Below are 19,514 nucleotides of genomic sequence, written 5' to 3'. Positions count from 1 at the left end.
CGGGGGGAACCCGGGCTCACGTGCCGCCGATGACCAGTCGGCTCACTTCTAACTGCGCCCCCCGCTCGAAAAACGTCACACCTGCCGCCGAAAAGATGTGCCCATCCCGCTGGGTCCACGGGTCGCGGCCCGGCAACCCGGCCCGGAGCAGTGCGAACGCACCGGCTCGAACGGATACGAAGGCGCGCCGGGCCACCCCGGGACGGCGGGCCGGCGAGGCGGGCGAGCGAGGGCCCCGTGGCCGCCGTCGGCCCGGCCTTGTCCACCCGTCCCGGCCTTGTCCACCCGTCCCGGCCCTGTCCACCCGTCCCGTCCGCTCCGCCCGGGCCCTCCGCTCCGCCTGCGTCGCCGCACGGATGAGCCCATGCTGGTCTCTGTGAGCAACGTCCCAGCGTGCGGGCCTCCACGGCACGTGCGCCGCGCCGCTACAGTCCGTGGCGGACCCAACCGACTACCGGTGAGTACCGGGCGGCGGCACCCCACCCGCTCTACAGGAGGCAAGGCGAACATGGCGCGCGAGTCCGGCAAGAAGCGAATGACCGAGTCCGGGCTGCCCATCGAGCCGGTCTACGGGCCGGACTCGCTCAAGGACTGGGACGCGGACGAGAGGCTCGGCGAGCCCGGCTCGTACCCCTTCACCCGCGGTGTCTACCCCACGATGTACACCGGGCGCCCCTGGACGATGCGCCAGTACGCGGGCTTCGGCACCGCCGTCGAGTCCAACGCCCGTTACAAGCAGCTGATCGCCAACGGCACCATGGGCCTGTCGGTCGCCTTCGACCTGCCGACCCAGATGGGTCACGACAGCGACGCCCCCATCGCGAGCGGTGAGGTCGGCAAGGTCGGTGTCGCCATCGACTCGATCGAGGACATGCGGATCCTGTTCGGCGGCATCCCGCTGGACAAGGTGTCCACGTCGATGACGATCAACGCCCCCGGCGCGCTGCTGCTCCTGCTCTACCAGCTCGTCGGCGAGGAGCAGGGCGTCCCGGCGGACAAGCTCACGGGCACCATCCAGAACGACGTGCTCAAGGAGTACATCGCCCGCGGCACGTACATCTTCCCGCCCAAGCCCTCCCTGCGGCTGATCGCGGACATCTTCAAGTACTGCAAGGCCGAGATCCCGAAGTGGAACACCATCTCGATCTCCGGCTACCACATGGCCGAGGCCGGGGCCTCGCCCGCGCAGGAGATCGCGTTCACCCTGGCCGACGGCATCGAGTACGTCCGCACGGCCGTGGCGGCCGGCATGGACGTGGACGACTTCGCGCCCCGGCTGTCGTTCTTCTTCGTCGCCCGGACGACCATCCTGGAGGAGGTCGCCAAGTTCCGCGCCGCGCGCCGGATCTGGGCGCGGGTGATGAAGGAGGAGTTCGGCGCCAAGAACCCCAAGTCGCTGATGCTGCGCTTCCACACCCAGACCGCCGGGGTGCAGCTCACCGCGCAGCAGCCCGAGGTGAACCTGGTCCGCGTCGCCGTGCAGGGCCTGGGCGCCGTGCTCGGCGGCACCCAGTCGCTGCACACCAACTCCTTCGACGAGGCCATCGCCCTGCCGACCGACAAGTCGGCGCGGCTGGCGCTCCGCACCCAGCAGGTCCTGGCCTACGAGACGGATGTGACGTACACCGTCGACCCGTTCGCCGGCAGCTACGTGGTGGAGTCGATGACCGACGAGGTCGAGGCCGCGGCCCTGGAGCTGATGCGGAAGGTCGAGGACATGGGCGGCGCGGTCAACGCCATCGAGCGCGGCTTCCAGAAGAGCGAGATCGAGCGCAGCGCGTACCGCATCGCGCAGGAGACGGACAGCGGCGAACGGGTCGTCGTCGGCGTCAACCGCTTCCAGCTCGACGAGGAGGAGCCGTACGAGCCGCTCCGTGTGGACCCGGCCATCGAGGCGCAGCAGGCCGAGCGGCTCGCCAAGCTGCGGGCGGAGCGCGACCAGGACGCGGTGGACGCGGCGCTGGCCGAGATGCGGGCCGCGGCCGAGGGCACGGACAACGTCCTCTACCCGATGAAGAAGGCGCTGGCGGCGAAGGCCACGGTCGGCGAGGTCTGCAACACGCTGCGGGAGGTCTGGGGGGCGTACGTCCCCACGGACGCGTTCTGATCCCGCTGCGACTCGACACAGCACAGGCCAGCACAGGCCAGCACAGGCCAGCACAGCCCAGCCCAGCACGACACGACGCGGCCGGGGCCGTCCCGCCGGGCGAGGGGGACGGCCCCGGCCGAGCCGTGTTCCGGTCGTGTCGTGTCGGGCCGGGGCATGTCCCCGTTGCGTCACGGCCCGGCTCCGGGCCGGGGCCCGGGCGTTCGGCGGGCCGCCCCGCGATGGCGTCCGGTCCCCGGGACCCGCCTGACACACAACCGTCTTTGTGTGCGAAACTCCGCCCATGCTGGGAGTCACCGATCTTCCGACCTATCTGGTCGGACTTGCGCTGATCATCCTGCTGCCGGGGCCCAACAGCCTGTACGTGCTGTCGGTCGCCGCACGCCGCGGGGTGCGGCGCGGCTATGCGGCGGCGGGCGGGGTCTTCTGCGGGGACGCGGTGCTCATGCTGCTGTCCGCCGCCGGTGTCGCCTCGCTGCTCCAGGCCAACGCCCTGCTCTACAGCATCGTGAAGTACGCGGGCGCCGGCTATCTGACGTGGCTGGCGGTCGGCATGCTGCGCGCCGCCGCCGGGATGTGGCGGAAGCGGCAGGGACGGGACGGGACGGGGACGCCCCGGGGAGCCCGGCGGCCGTGGCGACCGGCACCGCGACCGGCACCGCGACCGGCGCTGCCGGTATCGCCACCGCAGGCACCGGCACCAGCACGGATGACGGCACCGCGACCGGCACCGCCGCCCCGGCCGAGCGGCCCTTCCGCCGGGCGCTGGTGATCAGTCTCCTCAACCCGAAGGCGATCCTGTTCTTCGTCTCCTTCTTCGTGCAGTTCGTGGACCCGGGCTATGCCCATCCCGCGCTGTCGTTCCTGCTGCTCGGCACCTTCTGCACCCTCTTCAGCTTCCTGTACCTCACCACCCTGATCCTGGGCGGCAGCCGGATCGCCGAACGGTTCCGCAGCCGCAGCCGGCTCTCCGCCGGTGTCACCTCGGCCGCCGGCGCGCTCTTCCTGGGCTTCGCGGTGAAGCTGTCCCTCAGCAGCGCCGCGGGCTGAAGCGGCCCCGGGTTCGGGCTCGGGGCCGGGATCGGACTCGGGCGGCGCGAACTACGGCGCCAGCACATCCAGTTCGGCCATGGCACCGACCGTGATCTCCCGGGTCAGCCGCTCCGCGCGTTCCTCGTCCCGGGCCCGTACCGCCTCCGCGACCTGGACGTGCAGGGTGACGGCGGCCGGGTCGGGGTCGCTGAACATCACCCGGTGCTGTGTGCGGCCGGTCAGCACCTCGGCCACGACGTCGCCCAGCTTGGCGAACATCTCATTGCCCGAGGCCCGCAGCACGACGCGGTGGAATGCCACGTCGTGCACCAGATAGGACTCCAGCTGCCCGCCGCGCGAGGTCGCCACCATGCCCAGCGCGTGCCCGGTGAGCTCCGCGCACTGCTCGGCCGTCGCCAGCCGGGCGGCCAGTCCGGCCGCGACGGGTTCGACCGCCGAGCGCAGCACGGTCAGCGAACGGAGCTGCCGCGGCCGGTCGGTGCCTGCCAGCCGCCAGCGGATCACCTGGGGATCGAAGACGTTCCACTCCTCCGTGGGCCGCACGGTGACCCCCACCCGGCGCCGGGACTCCACCAGCCGCATCGACTCCAGGACGCGTACCGCCTCCCGGACGACGGTCCGCGAGACGTCGAAGCGCTGTTCGAGCTCGTCCGTGCGCAGCACCGTTCCCGGCGGGTACTCACCCGACGCGATCGCGGGGCCGAGCGTCGCCAGCAGCTTCGCGTGCAGTCCCCGCTCCTGGCCGCTGGTCATGCGTCTGCGTCTCCCCGTGTCCGGATCACTCCACCGAGTGGAAGCAAGCCTACGGCTCGGCGGCGCTCCCAAGTTAAGTATGTCTTTTAGATGACGAACTCTTGAATACGTCATACATATGGGCTTGAGTGTGCTGCGGCGCCGGACGACGGAAGCGGTCCGCGGATCCCTCCCCGGCACCGGACCGCGGCTGCCCGGCAGTACTGCGGCACCGTGTCGCCGGGCAGGGATGGCGGACAGGCGCGATCCGGTGGCGGCTGACGGCTGACGGCTGACGGCCGACGGCTGACGACCGACGGCGTCGGCCGCAGGGCCGGGACGGCCGGCGAGACGGCCGATACCGGTGTCCGACTCGACCGTCACGACCGTCACGACCGCCACCGACCGCCACCGACCGCCACCGACCGCCACCGATCAACCGGCAGAGACAGCGAGGTAGTGATGCCCACCCCCCACGTCGTGGTCGTCATGGGTGTGTCCGGCACGGGCAAGACGACCGTCGGCCGGCTCCTGGCGGACGAGCTCGGCGTCCCGTACGCCGAGGCGGACGACTTCCACCCCCCGGCCAACATCGAGAAGATGAGCGTCGGCATCCCGCTCGACGACCGGGACCGCGAACCCTGGCTCGACGCCATCGGTGCCTGGGCGCACGGCCGTACCGGCAAGGGCGGGGTCGTCAGCTGCTCCGCCCTCAAACGGGCCTACCGCGACCGGCTGCGCGCCGCCGCGCCCGGACTCTTCTTCCTCCATCTCGCGGGCGACCGCGACCTGATCGCGCAGCGGCTCGAACAGCGCCGGGGCCACTTCATGCCCGGGGCCCTGCTGGACTCCCAGTTCGCCGCGCTCGAACCGCTGCGGGAGGACGAGCAGGGCGTCACGGTGTCCGTCACCGCGGAGCCGGAGGAGATCACCGCCCGCGCGGCCGCGTCCCTCCGCGCCCTGCCCGCACCACCCGTTCCCCCCACCCTCCCCACGGAGACACCGGAGAATCCAATGGAGCGTTCTCATGGAAGCGATTGACCCGGCCTACGGCACGGCCACCCTGCTGCTCATAGCGGCGGGAGCCGTCGCCCTGCTGCTGTTCCTGATCATGAAGGTGAAGCTGCACGCCTTCGTGGCGCTCGTCCTGGTGAGCGTTCTGACGGCCCTGGTCGTCGGTTTCCCGCTCACGGGCATCCCCGCCGCCATGATGTTCGGCTTCTCCAGCACGCTGGGTTCGGTGGCCCTGCTCGTCGCCTTCGGCGTGATGCTGGGACGGCTGATGGAGGTCACCGGCGGAGCACAGGTGCTCGCCGACACCCTGATCGGCCGGTTCGGGGAGAAACGGGCCCCACTCGCCCTCGGCGTCGCCGCCCTGCTGTTCGGGTTCCCGATCTTCTTCGACGCCGGTCTGGTCGTCTTCCTGCCGATCATCCTCACCGTGGCCCGGCGCTTCGGCGGCTCCCTGCTGCTGTACGCGCTCCCCGCCGCGGGCGCCTTCGCGGCCATGCACGCGATCGTCCCGCCGCACCCGGGCCCCGTCGCCGCGGCCGAGGCGCTCGGCGGCAGCGTCGGCGTCATCCTGCTCGTCGGCATCCCGGTCGCCGTGGCGTCCTGGTACGTCGGTGTCCTGCTGGTCTCCCGCTATCTCGGGGCGCGCATCGACGTCTCCGTGCCCGTCGCGCTGTTCGGTGAGGTCAACGACGGGCGCGGGCAGGGAGCGCGCGACGGCGAGGAGGAGACCGGAGACGGCGCCGGCTCCGGTGCGGCGGCGCGGATGGACCGGAAGCCGCCGTCCTTCCGCACCGTCCTGCTGCTCCTGCTGGTGCCGCTCGTCCTGATCTCCTTCGACACCGTCCTCGACACCCTCACCGTCACCGGAGTTCTGGAGGAGGGCGAGAGCTGGGCCGCGTTCCTCAGCCTCCTCGGGCACACCCCGGTGGCCCTGCTGATCACCGTGCTCGTCGCGATCGCCGTCCTCGGCCGGCCCCGGGCCCGGATGACCGAGGTCACCAAGATCCTCGACGACGCCCTGGGGCCGATCTGCTCCATCATCCTGATCACCGGCGCCGGCGGCATGTTCGGCGGCGTCCTGCGGCTCAGCGGCATCGGTGACGCGCTGAGCGGCTCCCTCGCCGATCTCGGTATCTCGCTGATCGTCCAGGCGTTCGTCATAGCCACCCTGCTGCGAGTGGCGCAGGGTTCGGCGACGGTCGCCCTGACCACCACCGCCGGTCTCATCGCCGGCGCGGTCGCCGAAGCCGGTCTCGGGGACTTCCGGACCGCGCTCATAGTGATCGCCATCGCGGCGGGCGCGACGGTGCTGTCGCATGTGAACGACTCCGGCTTCTGGCTGGTCAGCCGCTTCTTCGGGATGGACGAGAAGACGACGCTGAAGACCTGGACGGTGATGGAGACCACGCTCGGCCTGTCGGCCTTCGTGATCGCGCTGGGTTTCTGGATGGTCGTCTGACGGGAGGTTCTGTCAGCCCGGTCAGCCCGGGCAGTCCGGTCAGCCCGGGCAGTCCGGTCAGCCCGGCCAGCCCGGTGAGTCCTGTCAGTCCGGTTGGACCCGGCAGACCTGTCAGTCCGGCCGGGCCAGTGAGCCCGGTGGCCCCGCCGGTCCCGGTGAGCCGGTGGCTCGGCGGGGCCGGCGGGCTGCGGCGCCCGGCCGAGCCCCGGGCCCTGCCTCCGGGCCGGCCCGGCCCTCCCGTAATGCCTTCGACGGGCCCTTGTGCGTCCGGCAGGATTCCGTCATGGAAACGCGCGACTCGCACTACTGGCCGCTCTACGGACTGCGCATCACCACCCCGCGCCTGGAACTGCGCGTCCCGGACATCGCGTTGCTGGACGCGCTGGCCGCCGTAGCGGCGGACGGGGTGCACGACCCGGCGGAGATGCCGTTCTCCTTCCCGTGGACGGACGGAACCCCCGAGGAGCGCGGCCGCTCCACCTTCCAGCACGTGCTGCGCACCGTGGCGGAGTGGAGCCCCGACAAGTGGACGCTGAGTCTCGCGGTGCTCCGCGACGGCCGAGTCGTCGGCCGGCAGGACATGGTGACCAGCGACTTCGCCGTGACGCGCGAGGGCGAGACCGGCTCCTGGCTCGGCATGGCGCACCAGGGCAAGGGCATCGGCACCGAGATGCGTGCCGCTGTGCTGCACCTGGCTTTCGAGGGGCTGGGTGCCCGCGCCATGACCACGGCAGCCATGACGGACAACCCGCGGTCGATCGCCGTGTCCCGGAAATGCGGCTACCGCCCGGACGGCGAGACGGTGCTGGCGGTACGGGGGGAGGCCCGGACCCTGTGCCGGATGCGTCTGGACCGTGCCGGCTGGGAGGCCCACCGCACCGTTCCGGTGGAGATCCACGGCCTGGAACCGTGCCGTGAACTCCTCGGCCTGCCCCGGGAGTCCGTACCTTTCACCGGGACGGGATGAGGGGCCGCGGCCCCTGCCGCCGAAGCGGTCGTGAAGGCCGGGGACCGCGCCGGCCCCGTAGCGCTTCCTCCCCGGCGCGGCTCCTGCGGGCCCGCGACCTTCGACCGACATCTCCCTTGAGAAGCTGGCCACTCGGGTGGCCCGGGAGGAGACACCGGGAGGAGAGCGGGAGGAGACCGGGACGAGAGCGGTCGCGCCACCGAACAGGTGACCGGGGCACCCGAGGGGGCGGCACGCGACGCGCGGCGCCGTGGTGAGCCAAGGGGGCGCGCGGAAGGCCGAGAGCGGAGCCGGGCCGGTGTCAGGGCAGGGTCAGGACACGGGGGCCGTCCTCCGTGATCGCGACGGTGTGCTCGACATGGGCCGCCCGGCTGCCGTCCGTGGTGGACAGCGTCCAGCCGTCCGGTTCGGTCCGGTAGTCGTCGCCCCCGCCCGCCATGAACATCGGCTCCAGGGCCAGCACCAGGCCGTGGCGCAGCGGGAAACCCCGTCCGGGACGACCGCGGTTGGGGACGTGCGGGTCCTCGTGCATGCGCCGGCCGATGCCGTGCCCGCCGAAGTCCCGGGGCATACCGCAGCGGGCCGCCAGCGCGACGGACTGGATGGCGTGGGAGATGTCACCGATCCGCCGGCCGGTTACCGCCGCGGCGATCCCCGCGGCGAGCGCTTTCTCGGTGGCCCCGATCAGCTCCAGATCGGCCGGCCGGGGCGTGCCGACGGTGAAGCTGATGGCGGCATCCCCCGTCCAGCCGTCCAGCTCCGCCCCGCAGTCGATACTCACCAGATCGCCGTCCCGGAGCCTGTCATCGGTGGGGATTCCGTGGACGACGGCCTCGTTGACGGAGGTGCAGATCACCGCCGGAAACGGGGTGGGCGCGAAGGACGGCCGATAGCCGAGGAAGGGAGAGCGCGCCCCGGCTTCGGACAGCACGGCGCGGGCCGCCTCGTCGAGTTCGCGCAGTGACACCCCCACGCCCGCCGCGTCCCGGGCGGCGGCGAGCGCGTGGGCCACGACGCGCCCGGCTTCCCGCATCGCTTCCAGCGCCGTATCGGTCTTGATCTCCACCATGTCCTGGGACACTCCGTCTCCATGCCGTCGGCGCCGGTCGTACGGCCGAGCGCACCCGTAGCGGTGGGCACGGCGCGGCATGGCACGACGCGGCGCCGTCGTCCAATTCTTATACCGGTATTAGTATCACGGCATGGTGAGAACTCCTCTGAGTCCGTGGGAATGGCAGCGCGGTGAACGGTTCGGTGCGTTGCTGCGCCTGGCCCGTGGCGACCGCAGCATGGTGGAGGTCGCCGCGGCGGCCGGGGTCTCGGCGGAGACGCTGCGGAAGATCGAGACCGGCCGGGCCCCGACACCGGCCTTCTTCACGGTGGCGGCACTGGCCGGAGTGCTGGGGCTGTCCCTTGACGAGTTGGCCGCGTCCTGCGCGGAGGACGCGGGCAGTGAGCAGGAACGAGCGTTGTCCGCATGAGGCGGCAGGGTGAGGGTGAGGGTGGGGATGAGGGAGCTGGCGAGGGTATGGATCAGGGAGTAGGCGAGGGCGTGGATCAGGAAGTGGGCGAGAGGGCGGGCGAGGGTGTGGTCGTCTACTGGCGGCCGGGCTGCCCGTTCTGCATGAAGCTGCGCCTGCGCCTGCGCTTCGCGCGGCTCCGGTATACCGAAGTGAACATCTGGCGGGACGAGGAAGCCGCGGCCTTCGTCCGCTCGGTGGCGAACGGGAACGAAACCGTGCCAACGGTGACCGTGGCAGGCCATCCACTGATCAACCCGTCGAAGCGGCAGTTGATGCAGGCCGTCGAGACGCACGCCCCGCACTTGCTGACGTAGGCGGGCCCCGGGCCGGCGGGCTCGCGGCTGACGCGCCGCCGGTGCGAGGTGGGTGCGAGGTGGGTGTGCGGTCGGCGCGAGGTTGGTCCAAGTGCGGTCCGAGTTCGGTGTGCGGTTGGCGCACGGCCGGTCGGTGGATCGGTGGATCGGTGGACCGGTGGATCCGTGGCAGGGTCCGTCGGTGCGAGACACGGGCCGGGAACGGCCGGCCTTCGGTGCGGTGGGGGCGCGGCGGGTCGGGTCGGCGGGGTGGTGTGCGGGGTGCTGGGTCGGCGGGTCGACGAGTGGCGGCTGCTGCCGAGGCGTGAGTTGCGGCCCGGTGGGGGGTTGGGGTTACGGCGCCGGGTGGGCGGCGCGGTGGTGGTGGCGGGTGCGTCGCGGGCCGACGGATGTCGTTGTGGTGGGGGTTACGGCATCCGTGTCGGGGGTGGCCCCGTGGTCGGTCGTCTATCCGGTGCCGTGCGCGCCCGGGGTCGTCTTGAAAAGCATGGCGTGGCTGGTGCCGGTGGGTGGTTGCGGGGGCACACGCGCGCCTGGGCTTCTCGGCTTCCCGTTCGTCGTGGCGGGCTGTCGGTGGTGGCGGTCGCGGGTGGGTGGCGGTGTGGCTGCTGCGGGCGGTGTCGGCTGCCGCTGGGGTCGGGCTGGCGAGGTTCTTCCGGGGGCGGTCCGGCGGTGAGGTCCGGTTGTGGGTGGGGCGTCAGCGATGACCTGGGTGGGGCATCGGGGATGACCTGGGTGGGGCGTCGGCGGTGACGTGGTGCCCGGTCGGGGGTCGCGGAAGCCGGGAGCGGGCGCGGTGGGGGTGTCGGGCTGCTCCGCCGTCGTGGCGAGCTGGGTCGCAGGGCCGTGGTGGTGGGTGGCGTTGCTGGTGTTCGGTGTGGGCCATGGGTGGAGTTCCCGGGTCCGCTTTCGCTCACTCGTTCGGGTGGTTCCGTGTCCTGGACCTGGATTCATCACCGTCCGTGACGGAAAATAGGGGGTAGGAACTCGCTGCGTGAGGGCGGGAGTTCACGCGGGTGATTCGGACGGGGGGAATGTCATGCAGGCCACGCTGCTCGACCACGACGACACGGCCACGACCGGGGACACCACCGGCCCGCGGGGAGAGCCGGTGACGGCGGATGAGTGGGCCGCGCATCTGGCGTCGGCTGTGCCGGGTCCGCAGACGGCGGCGATGCTCGGCCTGTTGGAGCGCGGTCAGCTTTCCACGACTGGGCGGATCGATGCTTTGAAGGCCTGGGAGCGGCACACCTCCTGGATTCAGGCGCAGCAGGTGGGTCTGCTGGCGGATATCGAGGCGGATGCTCTGGATGCGAGGCCGGATGGGATGGGCTGGGCGGACTATGACTGGGACTTCGCCTGTGAGGATGTTGCCTGTGCGTTGAAGCTATCGGGGAACACGGCCGCGGAGCGTCTGGCGGTCGCCACCGCCCTGGAGGGCCGTTTCCCCACCACCGTCGGCCTGTTGGAGCGCGGGGAGATCTGTTATCTGCAGGCGAAGGCGGTGACGGAGGTCACCGGCACCCTCGACCCGGAGGCCGCCGGCGGGTGGAGGCATGGTGCTGCCCAAGATGCCGGGCCAGTCGTCGGCCAGACTCGGCGGGCGTTGAACCGGGCGGTGCTGCAGGCGGATCCGCTGGGGGCGGAGGTGCGGCATCGCCGGCGGCGGGAGGACCGCACGATCTGGCACCGCGCGACCGAGGACGGTATGGCCACCTGGACCGCGTTCCTCCCCACCCCGCAAGCCGCGCAGTTGGATGCTGCCGTCGATGCGCACGCCGCCACGTTCGGCGATGACGGGCGCACGCTGAACCAGAAGCGGGTGGACGCTCTGTATGACCTGGTCGTCAACCGCCCCGCCGGAGAGGCAACTGCGGGTGGCCGGTCGGCGGCGGTGGTGCAGGTGACGGTGTCCCTCGACACGTTGATCGGGGCGGATGAGGAGCCCGGACAGCTCAAGGGCTACGGGCCGATCAGTGCTGGGCAGGTGCGGGAGGTGGCTTTCGCTCCGGGCACGATCTGGCGGCGTCTGATCACCCACCCGAAGACCGGGCTGCTGGTCAAGACCGATCCGACCACCTACAAGCCCACCGCCGAGACCCAACGCCACGTCACCGCCCGCGACATGACCTGTACCTTCCCCTCCTGCCAGATGCCCGCCCACCGCTGCGACCTGGACCACATCCAGCCCTTCAACCACGAGAACCCGCAAGCGGGTGGGGCGACGGAGCCGGACAATCTGATGCCGCTGTGCCGACGCCACCACCTGCTGAAACACCGCACCGCATGGCAGGTGCAGCGCAACCCCGACACCGGCGAAGTCACCTGGACCGCACCGACGGGCCACACCTACACCAACCCACCCCAGCCCCTCGCCCACATCACGTAGCCGCCGCCCCTCGGGAGCCACCGGCGCCAGCCCCTTCGCCACCACGCGGAGGGGCCCACACCCCTGCCCGAAACCAGAACCTGACGCCCACCCTGCGCGGCCACCGGGCGGGCAACACCTGGCAGGGGGCACGGCCCTCGGCGTCGACGCGTACCGGCGACGGCAGGCACCTCGGCCTCCACGGGCACGAGCCGTCCACAGCCCCCACCGACCAGCAACCAGCAACCGGCGAGAGGCTAGAGGTGACGGGCAAGAGGTAACCGTCAAGAGGAGAGAAACGAGCCCGTCGCGCCGCTACCCGCCACGACCGTCACCACCGACAGCCCGCCACGACGAACGGGAAGTCGAGAAGCCCAGGCGCGCGTGTGCTTCCGCGCACCCCCACCGGCACCAGCCACGCCATGCTTTTCAAACACGACCCCGGGCGCGCACAGCACCGGATAGACGACCGACCACGGGGCCGCCCCCAGCACGGATGCCGTAACCCCCACCCAAACGACACCCGTCGGCCCGCGACGCACCAGCCACCACCAACGCGCCGCCCACCCGGCGCCGTAACCCCAACCACCCACCGGGCCGGACAGCCCGCGACGCATCCGAGGCACCGCACCGTCCCCTTCCGGCGCCGCCGTACCCTCCCCTTCCGAAGCCACCGAACCGTCCCCGTCCGGCGCCCCGACCGAGACCGGTCTCCGGATCGTTGGCCGGATCGGTCCCTGTGAGGGATGGCCTTGCCGGGCGCAGTCTCCGTGACCTTGCCTCCAGCCCGTGACCGGTACCCGACGGGACCCTGCCCGTCCGTCCCTGCCCGTCCGTCCCTGCCCGTCCCGGCTCGCGTCTCCCGTCGCCGCCCCTGGCCTGTGGCCTCCTGCCGCTGTACCGGTGCACCTATCGTTGGCGCGTGTCCGCCAGCATCCGCCGCATCCACGGCGTCAACGGCCGTTCCACCCAGCGGTGCAGCAGCCACGCCAGCATCAGCATCCCGGTGAGCGTTCCGGCGAACGTCACGGCTGATGGCACTCCCCACGTCCGGTGCAGCAGTTGGACCGTGACCCAGCCCAGGTGTTCGTGCACCAGATAGAACGGATAGGTCAGCGCGCCCGCGACGGTGAGCCATCTCCAGTTCGCCCAGCGGAGGTGTCCCAGCGCGACGAGGCCGACCGCCACGAAGCCGGCCGTGACGATCAGAATGATGACCAGCGACGACCGGTACGAGAAGGCCGGCACGTCCGCGGGGTGCCAGAGGTTGTCCACGGCGTACTTCTGGCCGATCAGCCAGCTGATGCCCACGACACCCCAGGCGACCGCGTCGCGCCGGTCCCGGTACAGCAGGAACAGCCCGATGCCGCCGATGAAGAAGGCGGAGTGCTCCGGCATCAGGACGACGGCCGGCAGTGGTTCCCCACTCGCTTCGGCCATCGCCGCCGCCAGCGTCCAGGCGGCGCAGAACACCAGGACGCGCCCTCTCGTCGCGCCGGGCACCACCACGAACAGCGCGAAGAGGACGTAGAACCGCAGTTCCACCCAGAGCGTCCAGTCCACGCCCAGGACCCGTTCGGCACCCACCGGCTCCTGCAGCATCGTCATGTTGACCAGTGCGTCGCTGGGCGAGACGGCGTCGTACGCCACCCACGGCAGCGCGAAGACCAGGGTGACGAGCACGACCGCCACCCAGTAGGCCGGGTAGAGCCGGGCGACGCGGGAGGCGAAGAAGGAGCGCAGCGGCCGCCCCCAGCCGCTCATGCAGATCACGAAGCCGCTGATGACGAAGAAGATCTGCACGCCCAGACTGCCGTACGCGAAGCCCTGTGAGGCGGTGGGGAATTGGTCGGCGGGTGAGGTGCCCCAGGCCCGGCCGATGTCGCCGTCCCGTCCGCCGTAGTGGTAGCAGGCGACCATCAGGGCGGCGACGAGCCGCAGTCCGTCCAGGGCGCGCAGCCGGGGCTGCGGCCGTCCGCGTGCGCCGGCCCCGCCGCTCTCCGGCCCCGCGCCGGGCAGCGCGGCCGCACGGGAGGAGGCGTCCGACGTGCCCGGCCCGGCCGGCGTGCTCGGGGCGTCGGACCTCACGTCGGACTCGCCCGGCGCATTCGGCACCGCCGCCGCGGATGATGCCCCGGTCAGCGGCGGCGCCGTCCGCACGGTGTCGCTGCCGGCGCCCGTCATGGGAACCCCGTCACCGGGTTCCGCCTCGCTTGCGGGCGATCCGGCGCTGCACCGTGCGCGCCCGCCGGACGGCCCGCCGGACCGCCGGGTTGCGCGGCAGGAAGGCGAGCTGGGACGGGACCGCGCCGGGCAGTCCGAGCGAGGTCAGGCGGCGGCGCTTGAAGTAACGCCAGGTGTAACCGTCCAGGTGGTCGCGGAGATAGCGTTCCGCCGCCGGCCTCAGCCCGGGATGGAGCTGTGCCTGCATGGCGTAGCCGACGGCCGTGACCAGATCGGTCAGTTGTTCGCCCGAGCGCAGCAGCGCGGGCGTGGTGGCACCGCGGAGTACGGCGCTGTCGGCGTCCAGGTCGGGCAGAAGGGCGTCGACGATGGTGACGGGCACCCGGTTGCTGTTCTGGTACGGGCTGAGCCGCTCCAGCAGAAGTTCCGTCCCCGTACGGGCGACCGGCAGCCGGTAGAAGGCGGCGGCCGTCAGCAGCGCGGTGGAGAAGCAGCCGACGACGAGCGCGGGCCGCATGCGCTCGTAGAGCACCTCGGCGAGCACCGGGGTGTCCAGGACGGTGAGTTCGAGACCGAGTTCACCGGCTTCCTTCTCCAGCATCCGCGACCAGCGTGCGGGCGCGGTGGGGTGCGGTTTGAAGACGACGTGGTGGTGGCCGAGCGCGGCGACCCCGCGCAGCATCCGCACATGGAGCCGTTCCTCCTCCTCGGCGGTGAGGATGCCGAGCGCGGAGAGGTACTGCCCCAGCAGCAGGGCCGGCGCGTCGGCCGCCCCGGCCCTCCCGCCGGAAGCGGTACCGGAGGAGGCCGCACCGGTGGAGGCGCGGGAGGCGCTTACGCCCAGCACGTCGTCGTCCACGGCGGCGGTCACCTCGGCGAGTACGGAGGTGAAGGCAGCGGTGGGGATGATCCGCTGTTCGACGCCGAACTCGGTGAGCAGCAGCGGTCGCAGGCCCGGCACCAGGTCCAGGTGGAGCAGCCGGCGGATACGGGCGCCGACGAGCGCGTCGATCTTGTTGCGGGTGGGCCCGTAGCTCATCAGCCCGTCGGCGTACACGTCGACGGCGGCGTCCGGGAACAGTTGTGCCAGCGCCAGCGCCGGGTTCACCTGGATCGACTCGACCACGACCTCCACGTCGTCGTCGCCCAGCTCCCACAGCAGCCGCAACTGCCGCTCCCACAGCGGTACGTCGTCGGGGCGCGGGGCCCAGCCACTGGGGTGGTAGGGGCTGATGGTGTCGTTCCAGGACAGCACCCGGTCGAAGCGGGACCGCAGGGGGCGGAAGCCGGGCATGGTGTCGAGCGGGGGCGCGGTCTCCGGTGTGGCGGCGTTGTTGCTGACGAGCAGCAGCCGGCGGCCGCTCGGCCGGAAGCAGCCGGCGTCGAGCGCGGCGGCGAGGGTCGCGGCGCCGTAGAGGGTGGAGGCGACGAAGATCTGTGTGCGGCCGCGGCCGGCTCCCGGTCCGGCTTCCCGGCCGGGACCGGCGTCGGCGCCACCCGGGGTCTTGACGCGGTCGGTATCGCGGTCGGTGTCGCGCTCGGTGCCGCGGTCGGCGGGGCCGGGCATCAGGCCGCCACCTCCGGGCCGGAGAGGGCGGCCCGCCGGCGCAGCCGCCGGAGCCGCGAGCCGCGCCGCAGGTCCATCGAGTCGAGGGCGTCCTTGAGGACGTCCTGCGGCATGCGCCGCAGGGCTGCGGCGCTCATCGAGCGCAACTTACGTGCCACGGCCGGTTCAAACCTCTCCATGTTGCCGAGATGGTGGGCGATGATCGCGCAGTACGTCCGTACCGCCTTGGGGAGCAGCCGGTCCGCGTCCGGGTCCCGTGAGGTCTCCTCGATGACCTGGTCCAGCGCACGGATGAAGTCGAGCTGCCGTACGTCCCCGATCTGGGTCAGGGACGAGGCGACGCCGCGCCGGTAGAAGACGCCGTGCAGGCCGACGACCGCGAAGGACTCCGCCTCCCGGTGCAGCCGCCAGATCCACGGCCGGTCCTCGGCGGTGCGCAGACCGTCCAGGAAGCGCAGTACGCCGTTGTCCGCGAGCCGCCGGTGGTAGATGCCCGCCCATGCGTAGGCGTAGTCCACGGAGGTGGAGCGCTCCGGGGGCAGGATGGCGTCGCGCGGGTTCATGACGACCTGGCGCGGACCGTGCGGCACCCGGCGGAGCGAGCGGCTCCGGCCGGTGTTCTCCACGTGGTCGGTGCGGACGAAGTCGCAGCCGAGGTCCTCGATGGCGGCGACGAGTTCACCGTAGTGGTCGGGGGCGAGCCAGTCGTCGCCGTCGAGAAAGGTCAGGTACTCGCCGCGGGCCGCGTCGATGCCGGTGTTGCGTGCGGTCGCGAGCCCGCTGTTCTTCTCGTGCCGGAGCACCACGGCGCCCGGGAGTTCACGCTCGGCGCGGGCCAGGATTTCCGGTGTTCCATCCGTCGAGCAGTCGTCGACGAGGATGAATTCGAAATCCTGCCGTGCGTTGGCGTGCAGACTTCTGAGCGCGTCGGGTGCGAACGCCTGGACGTTGTAAAAGGGCACGATGACGGAGAGCTTGACCACTCGGGCGACGTTAGGCGGAGGCCGGTCATTCGTCTTGTCCAGGGGTGGGAATTCTGGTGAACGAAGCATGGCGGAACGGTTAACTCGACTTATGCGCAGGCCGATTCGCCTTCCGGCGACTTCTTGTTAACCCTTTGTTGAGATGGCGTTGGGCCGGGAAACGAAAAGGCTTCCTAGCGTTTTCGATGTGCCAGCCAGTACCAGTCATCGTCCGCGGGTCGCCGTACTCGCCGATTCCGATACGCGATGGAAATGGGGCGCGCTCACCGCGCACCGCATCGCGCCGGAACACCGGCTCGACGGTTTTCTCCTGCGCGGACGAGCCACGCCGACCGCCCGTCAGCTCGACGAGGTGGGAGTCCGCGCGGACTCTCTCCGCGAGGTGACCACCGCCGGGTTCCTCCGCGCGGTCACCCGCGAGCCGTACGACGTGGTCGTCCTGGCGTGCGTCGGCGGCGCCGTCCAGGCGATGCTGCACGGTCTGGCCCGCGCCACGGCCGGCGGTGCGGCGGACGGTGGCGGGACGGACGGTGGCGGGACGGCCGGCGGTGCGGCGGACGGCGGCGCCATGGGGGAGCCGCCCCGCAGGCGCCCCGTCGTGGTCACCGGCTATGTGGGTGTCGTCTACGAGAAGCTGGCCGACGGTCTGCTGCTGCGGCACGGCGCCGATGTGGTCCTCGCCAACTCCCGGCACGACGCGGAACGTTTCCGCGCCGTCTACGCCGGTGTGCGCGCCGGTACGCGGAGCGTCGTCGAGGCGGCCCTGCCGTTCCTCGGCGGCGAGCCCTACCGGGAGCCGGCCGCGGGGGAGCGCCCCCACACCGTGTGCTTCGCCGTCCAGCCCTCCGTACCGGACAACCGCGCGGGCCGCGACTACCTGCTGCGCCGGGCCGCCGGGCACGCGCGGCTGCACCCGGACCGCGAGGTGCTGATCAAGCTGCGCAGCAAGCCCGGCGAGCACACCACGCACATCGAGGAACTGCCGTACCAGAAGCTGGTGGCCAGGCTGCCGGGCGGCCTGCCCGCCAACTGCCGCCTGGTCTACGGGCACATGGGCGAGGTGCTGGACCGCACGGACCTGCTGGTCACGGTCAGCTCCACCGCCGCCCTGGAGTCCCTGCACCGGGGGATCCCGACGGCCGTCCTCACCGATCTCGGCATCCGCGAGGCGCTCGGCAACCACCACTTCCTGGGCTCCGGCTGCCTGGCCTCCTGGGACGAACTCGACGCCGGGCACCGGCCGGAGCCGGACCGCTCCTGGCTCGCGCGGCAGGGGGTGGCCGCCGACGGCCACTACGAACACGCCTTCGACGCCGCCCGCGAGCGGATCGCCGAGCTGCTGGCCGGGCCCGCCCTGCCGCCCATCGCGCCGTACTACACCACCTTCACCGCACCCGGATACCTGCCCGGCATCCTCGCGCGCTACGGCCTGGACGTCCGCGGCGAGCCGACCGGCGCCGGCGCCGGCGAGGACACGGCCGCCCGCGGGGTCCGGCACGTCGTCCGGGGTGCCGTGCGGGACGCGGCGCGCGGCGCCTACCGCCACGGAGTGCAGCGCGTGGCCCCCGTCATCCGACGGCTGGGGGAGCTGTGAGCGGCCGCCGGGACGCGGCCGCCGGCCCGGCCCCGTCCGCGCCGTCCGAACCCGCACCCCCACCCGTATCCGCTCCCGGGGAACGGCGGCAGCCGTCGCACCGGAGCGGGCAGACCGGGGCCCCAGGGCCCTCCGAAGGAGCCACCATGCCGCAGGCCGGAACAGAGGCCGCAGAGGCCGCGGGCCGGCCCGCGAGCCGCCCCGGGAACGACCGGCGGTCCGTACTGGCCGTCATCCCCGCGCGGGGCGGGTCGAAGGGCGTGCCAGCCAAGAACCTCGCACCGGTCGGGGGCGTGCCGCTGGTCGTGCGCGCCGTCCGGGAGTGCCTGGCGAGCCGGCTCGTCACGGACGTCGTCGTCTCCACCGACGACGACGCCATCGCCGCGGCGGCGCTCGGCGCCGGGGCCGAAGTGGTGCGCCGACCGGCCGGCATCGCGGGAGACACCGCCACCAGCGAGGCCGCCGTGCTGCATGCCATGGACGCCCACGAGGCCCGGCACGGCGGCAGCACGGACGTCGTCCTGCTCGTGCAGTGCACCAGCCCGTTCCTGCTCCGCTCGGACATCGACGGGGTGGCCGCGGCGGTGGCCGAGGACGGCGCCGACAGCGCGCTGACCGTCGCGCCGTTCCACGGCTTCGTCTGGCGCGAGACCTCCGGTGGCGCGGACGGCGTCGACGGGCTGGGCGTCAACCACGACAAGGCGTACCGCCCGCGCCGCCAGGACCGCCCCCAGGACTTCCTGGAGACCGGTGCCGCGTACGCCATGGACGCCGCGGGCTTCCGCGAGGCGGGCCACCGCTTCTTCGGCCGCACCGTGCCCGTGCACACCGACCCGGCCCGGGTCCTGGAGATCGACGACCCGCACGACCTGGCCCGCGCCCGCGCTCTCGCGCCGCTGCTGGACGCCCCCTCGGGCTCCGGCGGGGACGCGGCGACCCGGCCCCGGGCGCTCCCCACCCGCGACGACGTCGACGCGGTGGTACTCGACTTCGACGGCACCCAGACCGACGACAGGGTGTACGTCGACTCCGACGGACGGGAGATGGTCGCCGTGCACCGCGGCGACGGCCTCGGCATCGCGGCGCTCCGCCGCTCCGGCGGGCTGAAGCTGCTGATCCTGTCCACGGAGCAGAACCCGGTCGTCGCCGCCCGGGCCCGCAAGCTGCGGGTCCCCGTGCTCCACGGCATCGACCGGAAGGACCTCGCGCTCAAGCAGTGGTGCGAGGAGGAGGGCATCTCGCCCGAACGCGTGCTCTACGTCGGCAACGACGTGAACGACCTGCCCTGCTTCGGCCTCGTCGGCTGGCCCGTGGCCGTCGCCGACGCCCACGACATCGTGCGCGGCGCCGCCCGCGCGGTGACGACCACCCGCGGCGGCGACGGCGCGATCCGCGAGATCGCCGGGTGGGTCCTCGGCCCCTCGCTCTGACCGCACACGAAACCGGCTGCCGACACCGGTCCCGACGCCCGCCCCGACCACCGACCGCACCGACCGCACCGACCGCCGGGGCCCCGCACCGGCCACCCGCTCCACCCGGATCCACCCGGATCCACCGCCCCACCCGCACAGCCCCACCACCCGGACCGACCCGACAGCACGTCCCCGCAGACCCGACCCGATCCGACCCGGTCCGACCGGCCCGGACCG

14 protein-coding genes and 1 pseudogene are annotated in these 19,514 nt (G+C 72.3%); 10 read left to right on the top strand and 5 right to left on the bottom strand.

Going from position 1 to position 19,514, the window contains the following annotated elements:
- The first annotated feature begins 508 nt into the window (after positions 1 to 508).
- Both SXIN_RS11550 and leuE read left to right on the top strand, forming a co-directional pair.
- A complete protein-coding gene (locus SXIN_RS11550) occupies positions 509 to 2,107 on the top strand; it encodes an acyl-CoA mutase large subunit family protein (protein ID WP_019710411.1) in 1,599 nt (532 codons plus the stop codon).
- Between the two features lie 283 nt (positions 2,108 to 2,390).
- Positions 2,391 to 3,157: pseudogene (leuE, locus tag SXIN_RS32115) on the top strand (leucine efflux protein LeuE).
- 51 nt (positions 3,158 to 3,208) lie between these two features.
- Here leuE and SXIN_RS11535 read toward each other — a convergent pair.
- The gene (locus tag SXIN_RS11535; RefSeq protein WP_019710409.1) at positions 3,209 to 3,913 is read right to left on the bottom strand and encodes a FadR/GntR family transcriptional regulator; all 705 of its coding nucleotides are present in this window, start codon (positions 3,911 to 3,913) and stop codon (positions 3,209 to 3,211) included.
- A 441-nt stretch (positions 3,914 to 4,354) separates the two neighbouring features.
- On the opposite strand from SXIN_RS11535, the gene SXIN_RS11530 reads away from it, so the two are divergent.
- From SXIN_RS11530 to SXIN_RS11515, 3 genes are all read left to right on the top strand, one after another.
- On the top strand, positions 4,355 to 4,933 hold the full coding sequence (locus SXIN_RS11530) for a gluconokinase (RefSeq protein ID WP_019710408.1): 579 nt from the start codon (positions 4,355 to 4,357) through the stop codon (positions 4,931 to 4,933).
- Positions 4,920 to 6,365, top strand: a complete 1,446-nt coding sequence (locus SXIN_RS11525; RefSeq protein WP_019710407.1) for a GntP family permease — start codon at positions 4,920 to 4,922, stop codon at positions 6,363 to 6,365. Before SXIN_RS11530 ends, SXIN_RS11525 begins: the two co-directional genes overlap by 14 nt.
- A 283-nt stretch (positions 6,366 to 6,648) precedes the next feature.
- Positions 6,649 to 7,332: a GNAT family N-acetyltransferase gene (locus tag SXIN_RS11515; protein WP_019710406.1), complete on the top strand. Its 684-nt coding sequence runs from the start codon at positions 6,649 to 6,651 to the stop codon at positions 7,330 to 7,332.
- Between the two features lie 301 nt (positions 7,333 to 7,633).
- On the opposite strand, the gene map is transcribed toward SXIN_RS11515, so the two are convergent.
- Positions 7,634 to 8,401, bottom strand: coding sequence for a type I methionyl aminopeptidase (map, locus tag SXIN_RS11510; RefSeq protein WP_039822705.1), 768 nt, complete (start codon positions 8,399 to 8,401; stop codon positions 7,634 to 7,636).
- 133 nt (positions 8,402 to 8,534) lie between these two features.
- Here map and SXIN_RS11505 point away from each other — a divergent pair, with 133 nt between their 5' ends.
- The 3 genes from SXIN_RS11505 (at position 8,535) to SXIN_RS11495 (ending at position 11,558) form a co-directional block, all read left to right on the top strand.
- Positions 8,535 to 8,813: a helix-turn-helix domain-containing protein gene (locus SXIN_RS11505; RefSeq protein WP_039822702.1), complete on the top strand. Its 279-nt coding sequence runs from the start codon at positions 8,535 to 8,537 to the stop codon at positions 8,811 to 8,813.
- A 71-nt stretch (positions 8,814 to 8,884) separates the two neighbouring features.
- Positions 8,885 to 9,169 carry a glutaredoxin domain-containing protein gene (locus tag SXIN_RS11500; protein ID WP_019710403.1) on the top strand — a complete coding sequence of 95 codons (285 nt, stop codon included), beginning with the start codon at positions 8,885 to 8,887 and terminating at the stop codon, positions 9,167 to 9,169.
- 1,039 nt (positions 9,170 to 10,208) lie between these two features.
- Positions 10,209 to 11,558 (top strand): HNH endonuclease signature motif containing protein, encoded by a 1,350-nt coding sequence (locus SXIN_RS11495; RefSeq protein WP_095756948.1) that lies wholly within the window; start codon positions 10,209 to 10,211, stop codon positions 11,556 to 11,558.
- Between the two features lie 888 nt (positions 11,559 to 12,446).
- Here SXIN_RS11495 and SXIN_RS11490 read toward each other — a convergent pair.
- From SXIN_RS11490 to SXIN_RS11480, 3 genes are read right to left on the bottom strand one after another with little or no spacing between them, the layout of a single operon-like run.
- Entirely contained in the window at positions 12,447 to 13,721 is a 1,275-nt protein-coding gene (locus SXIN_RS11490; RefSeq protein WP_095756947.1) for an acyltransferase family protein, read from the bottom strand.
- A 10-nt stretch (positions 13,722 to 13,731) separates the two neighbouring features.
- Positions 13,732 to 15,288, bottom strand: a complete 1,557-nt coding sequence (locus tag SXIN_RS11485) for a polysialyltransferase family glycosyltransferase (RefSeq protein WP_238153734.1) — start codon at positions 15,286 to 15,288, stop codon at positions 13,732 to 13,734.
- On the bottom strand, positions 15,288 to 16,271 hold the full coding sequence (locus SXIN_RS11480) for a glycosyltransferase family 2 protein (RefSeq protein ID WP_019710400.1): 984 nt from the start codon (positions 16,269 to 16,271) through the stop codon (positions 15,288 to 15,290). Before SXIN_RS11480 ends, SXIN_RS11485 begins: the two co-directional genes overlap by 1 nt.
- 187 nt (positions 16,272 to 16,458) lie before the next feature.
- Between SXIN_RS11480 and SXIN_RS11475 the strand changes: the two genes are divergently transcribed.
- The gene (locus SXIN_RS11475; protein WP_095756946.1) at positions 16,459 to 17,865 is read left to right on the top strand and encodes a DUF6716 putative glycosyltransferase; all 1,407 of its coding nucleotides are present in this window, start codon (positions 16,459 to 16,461) and stop codon (positions 17,863 to 17,865) included.
- Between the two features lie 146 nt (positions 17,866 to 18,011).
- Positions 18,012 to 19,295: an acylneuraminate cytidylyltransferase gene (locus tag SXIN_RS11470; RefSeq protein WP_019710399.1), complete on the top strand. Its 1,284-nt coding sequence runs from the start codon at positions 18,012 to 18,014 to the stop codon at positions 19,293 to 19,295.
- Positions 19,296 to 19,514: the final 219 nt, after the last annotated feature.

It is taken from the genome of Streptomyces xinghaiensis S187 (genome assembly GCF_000220705.2).
GTDB classification, from domain to species: domain Bacteria; phylum Actinomycetota; class Actinomycetes; order Streptomycetales; family Streptomycetaceae; genus Streptomyces; species Streptomyces xinghaiensis.
The sequence above is the reverse complement of the archived record's forward strand: the minus strand, read 5'-3'. Positions and strand labels throughout refer to the sequence as shown.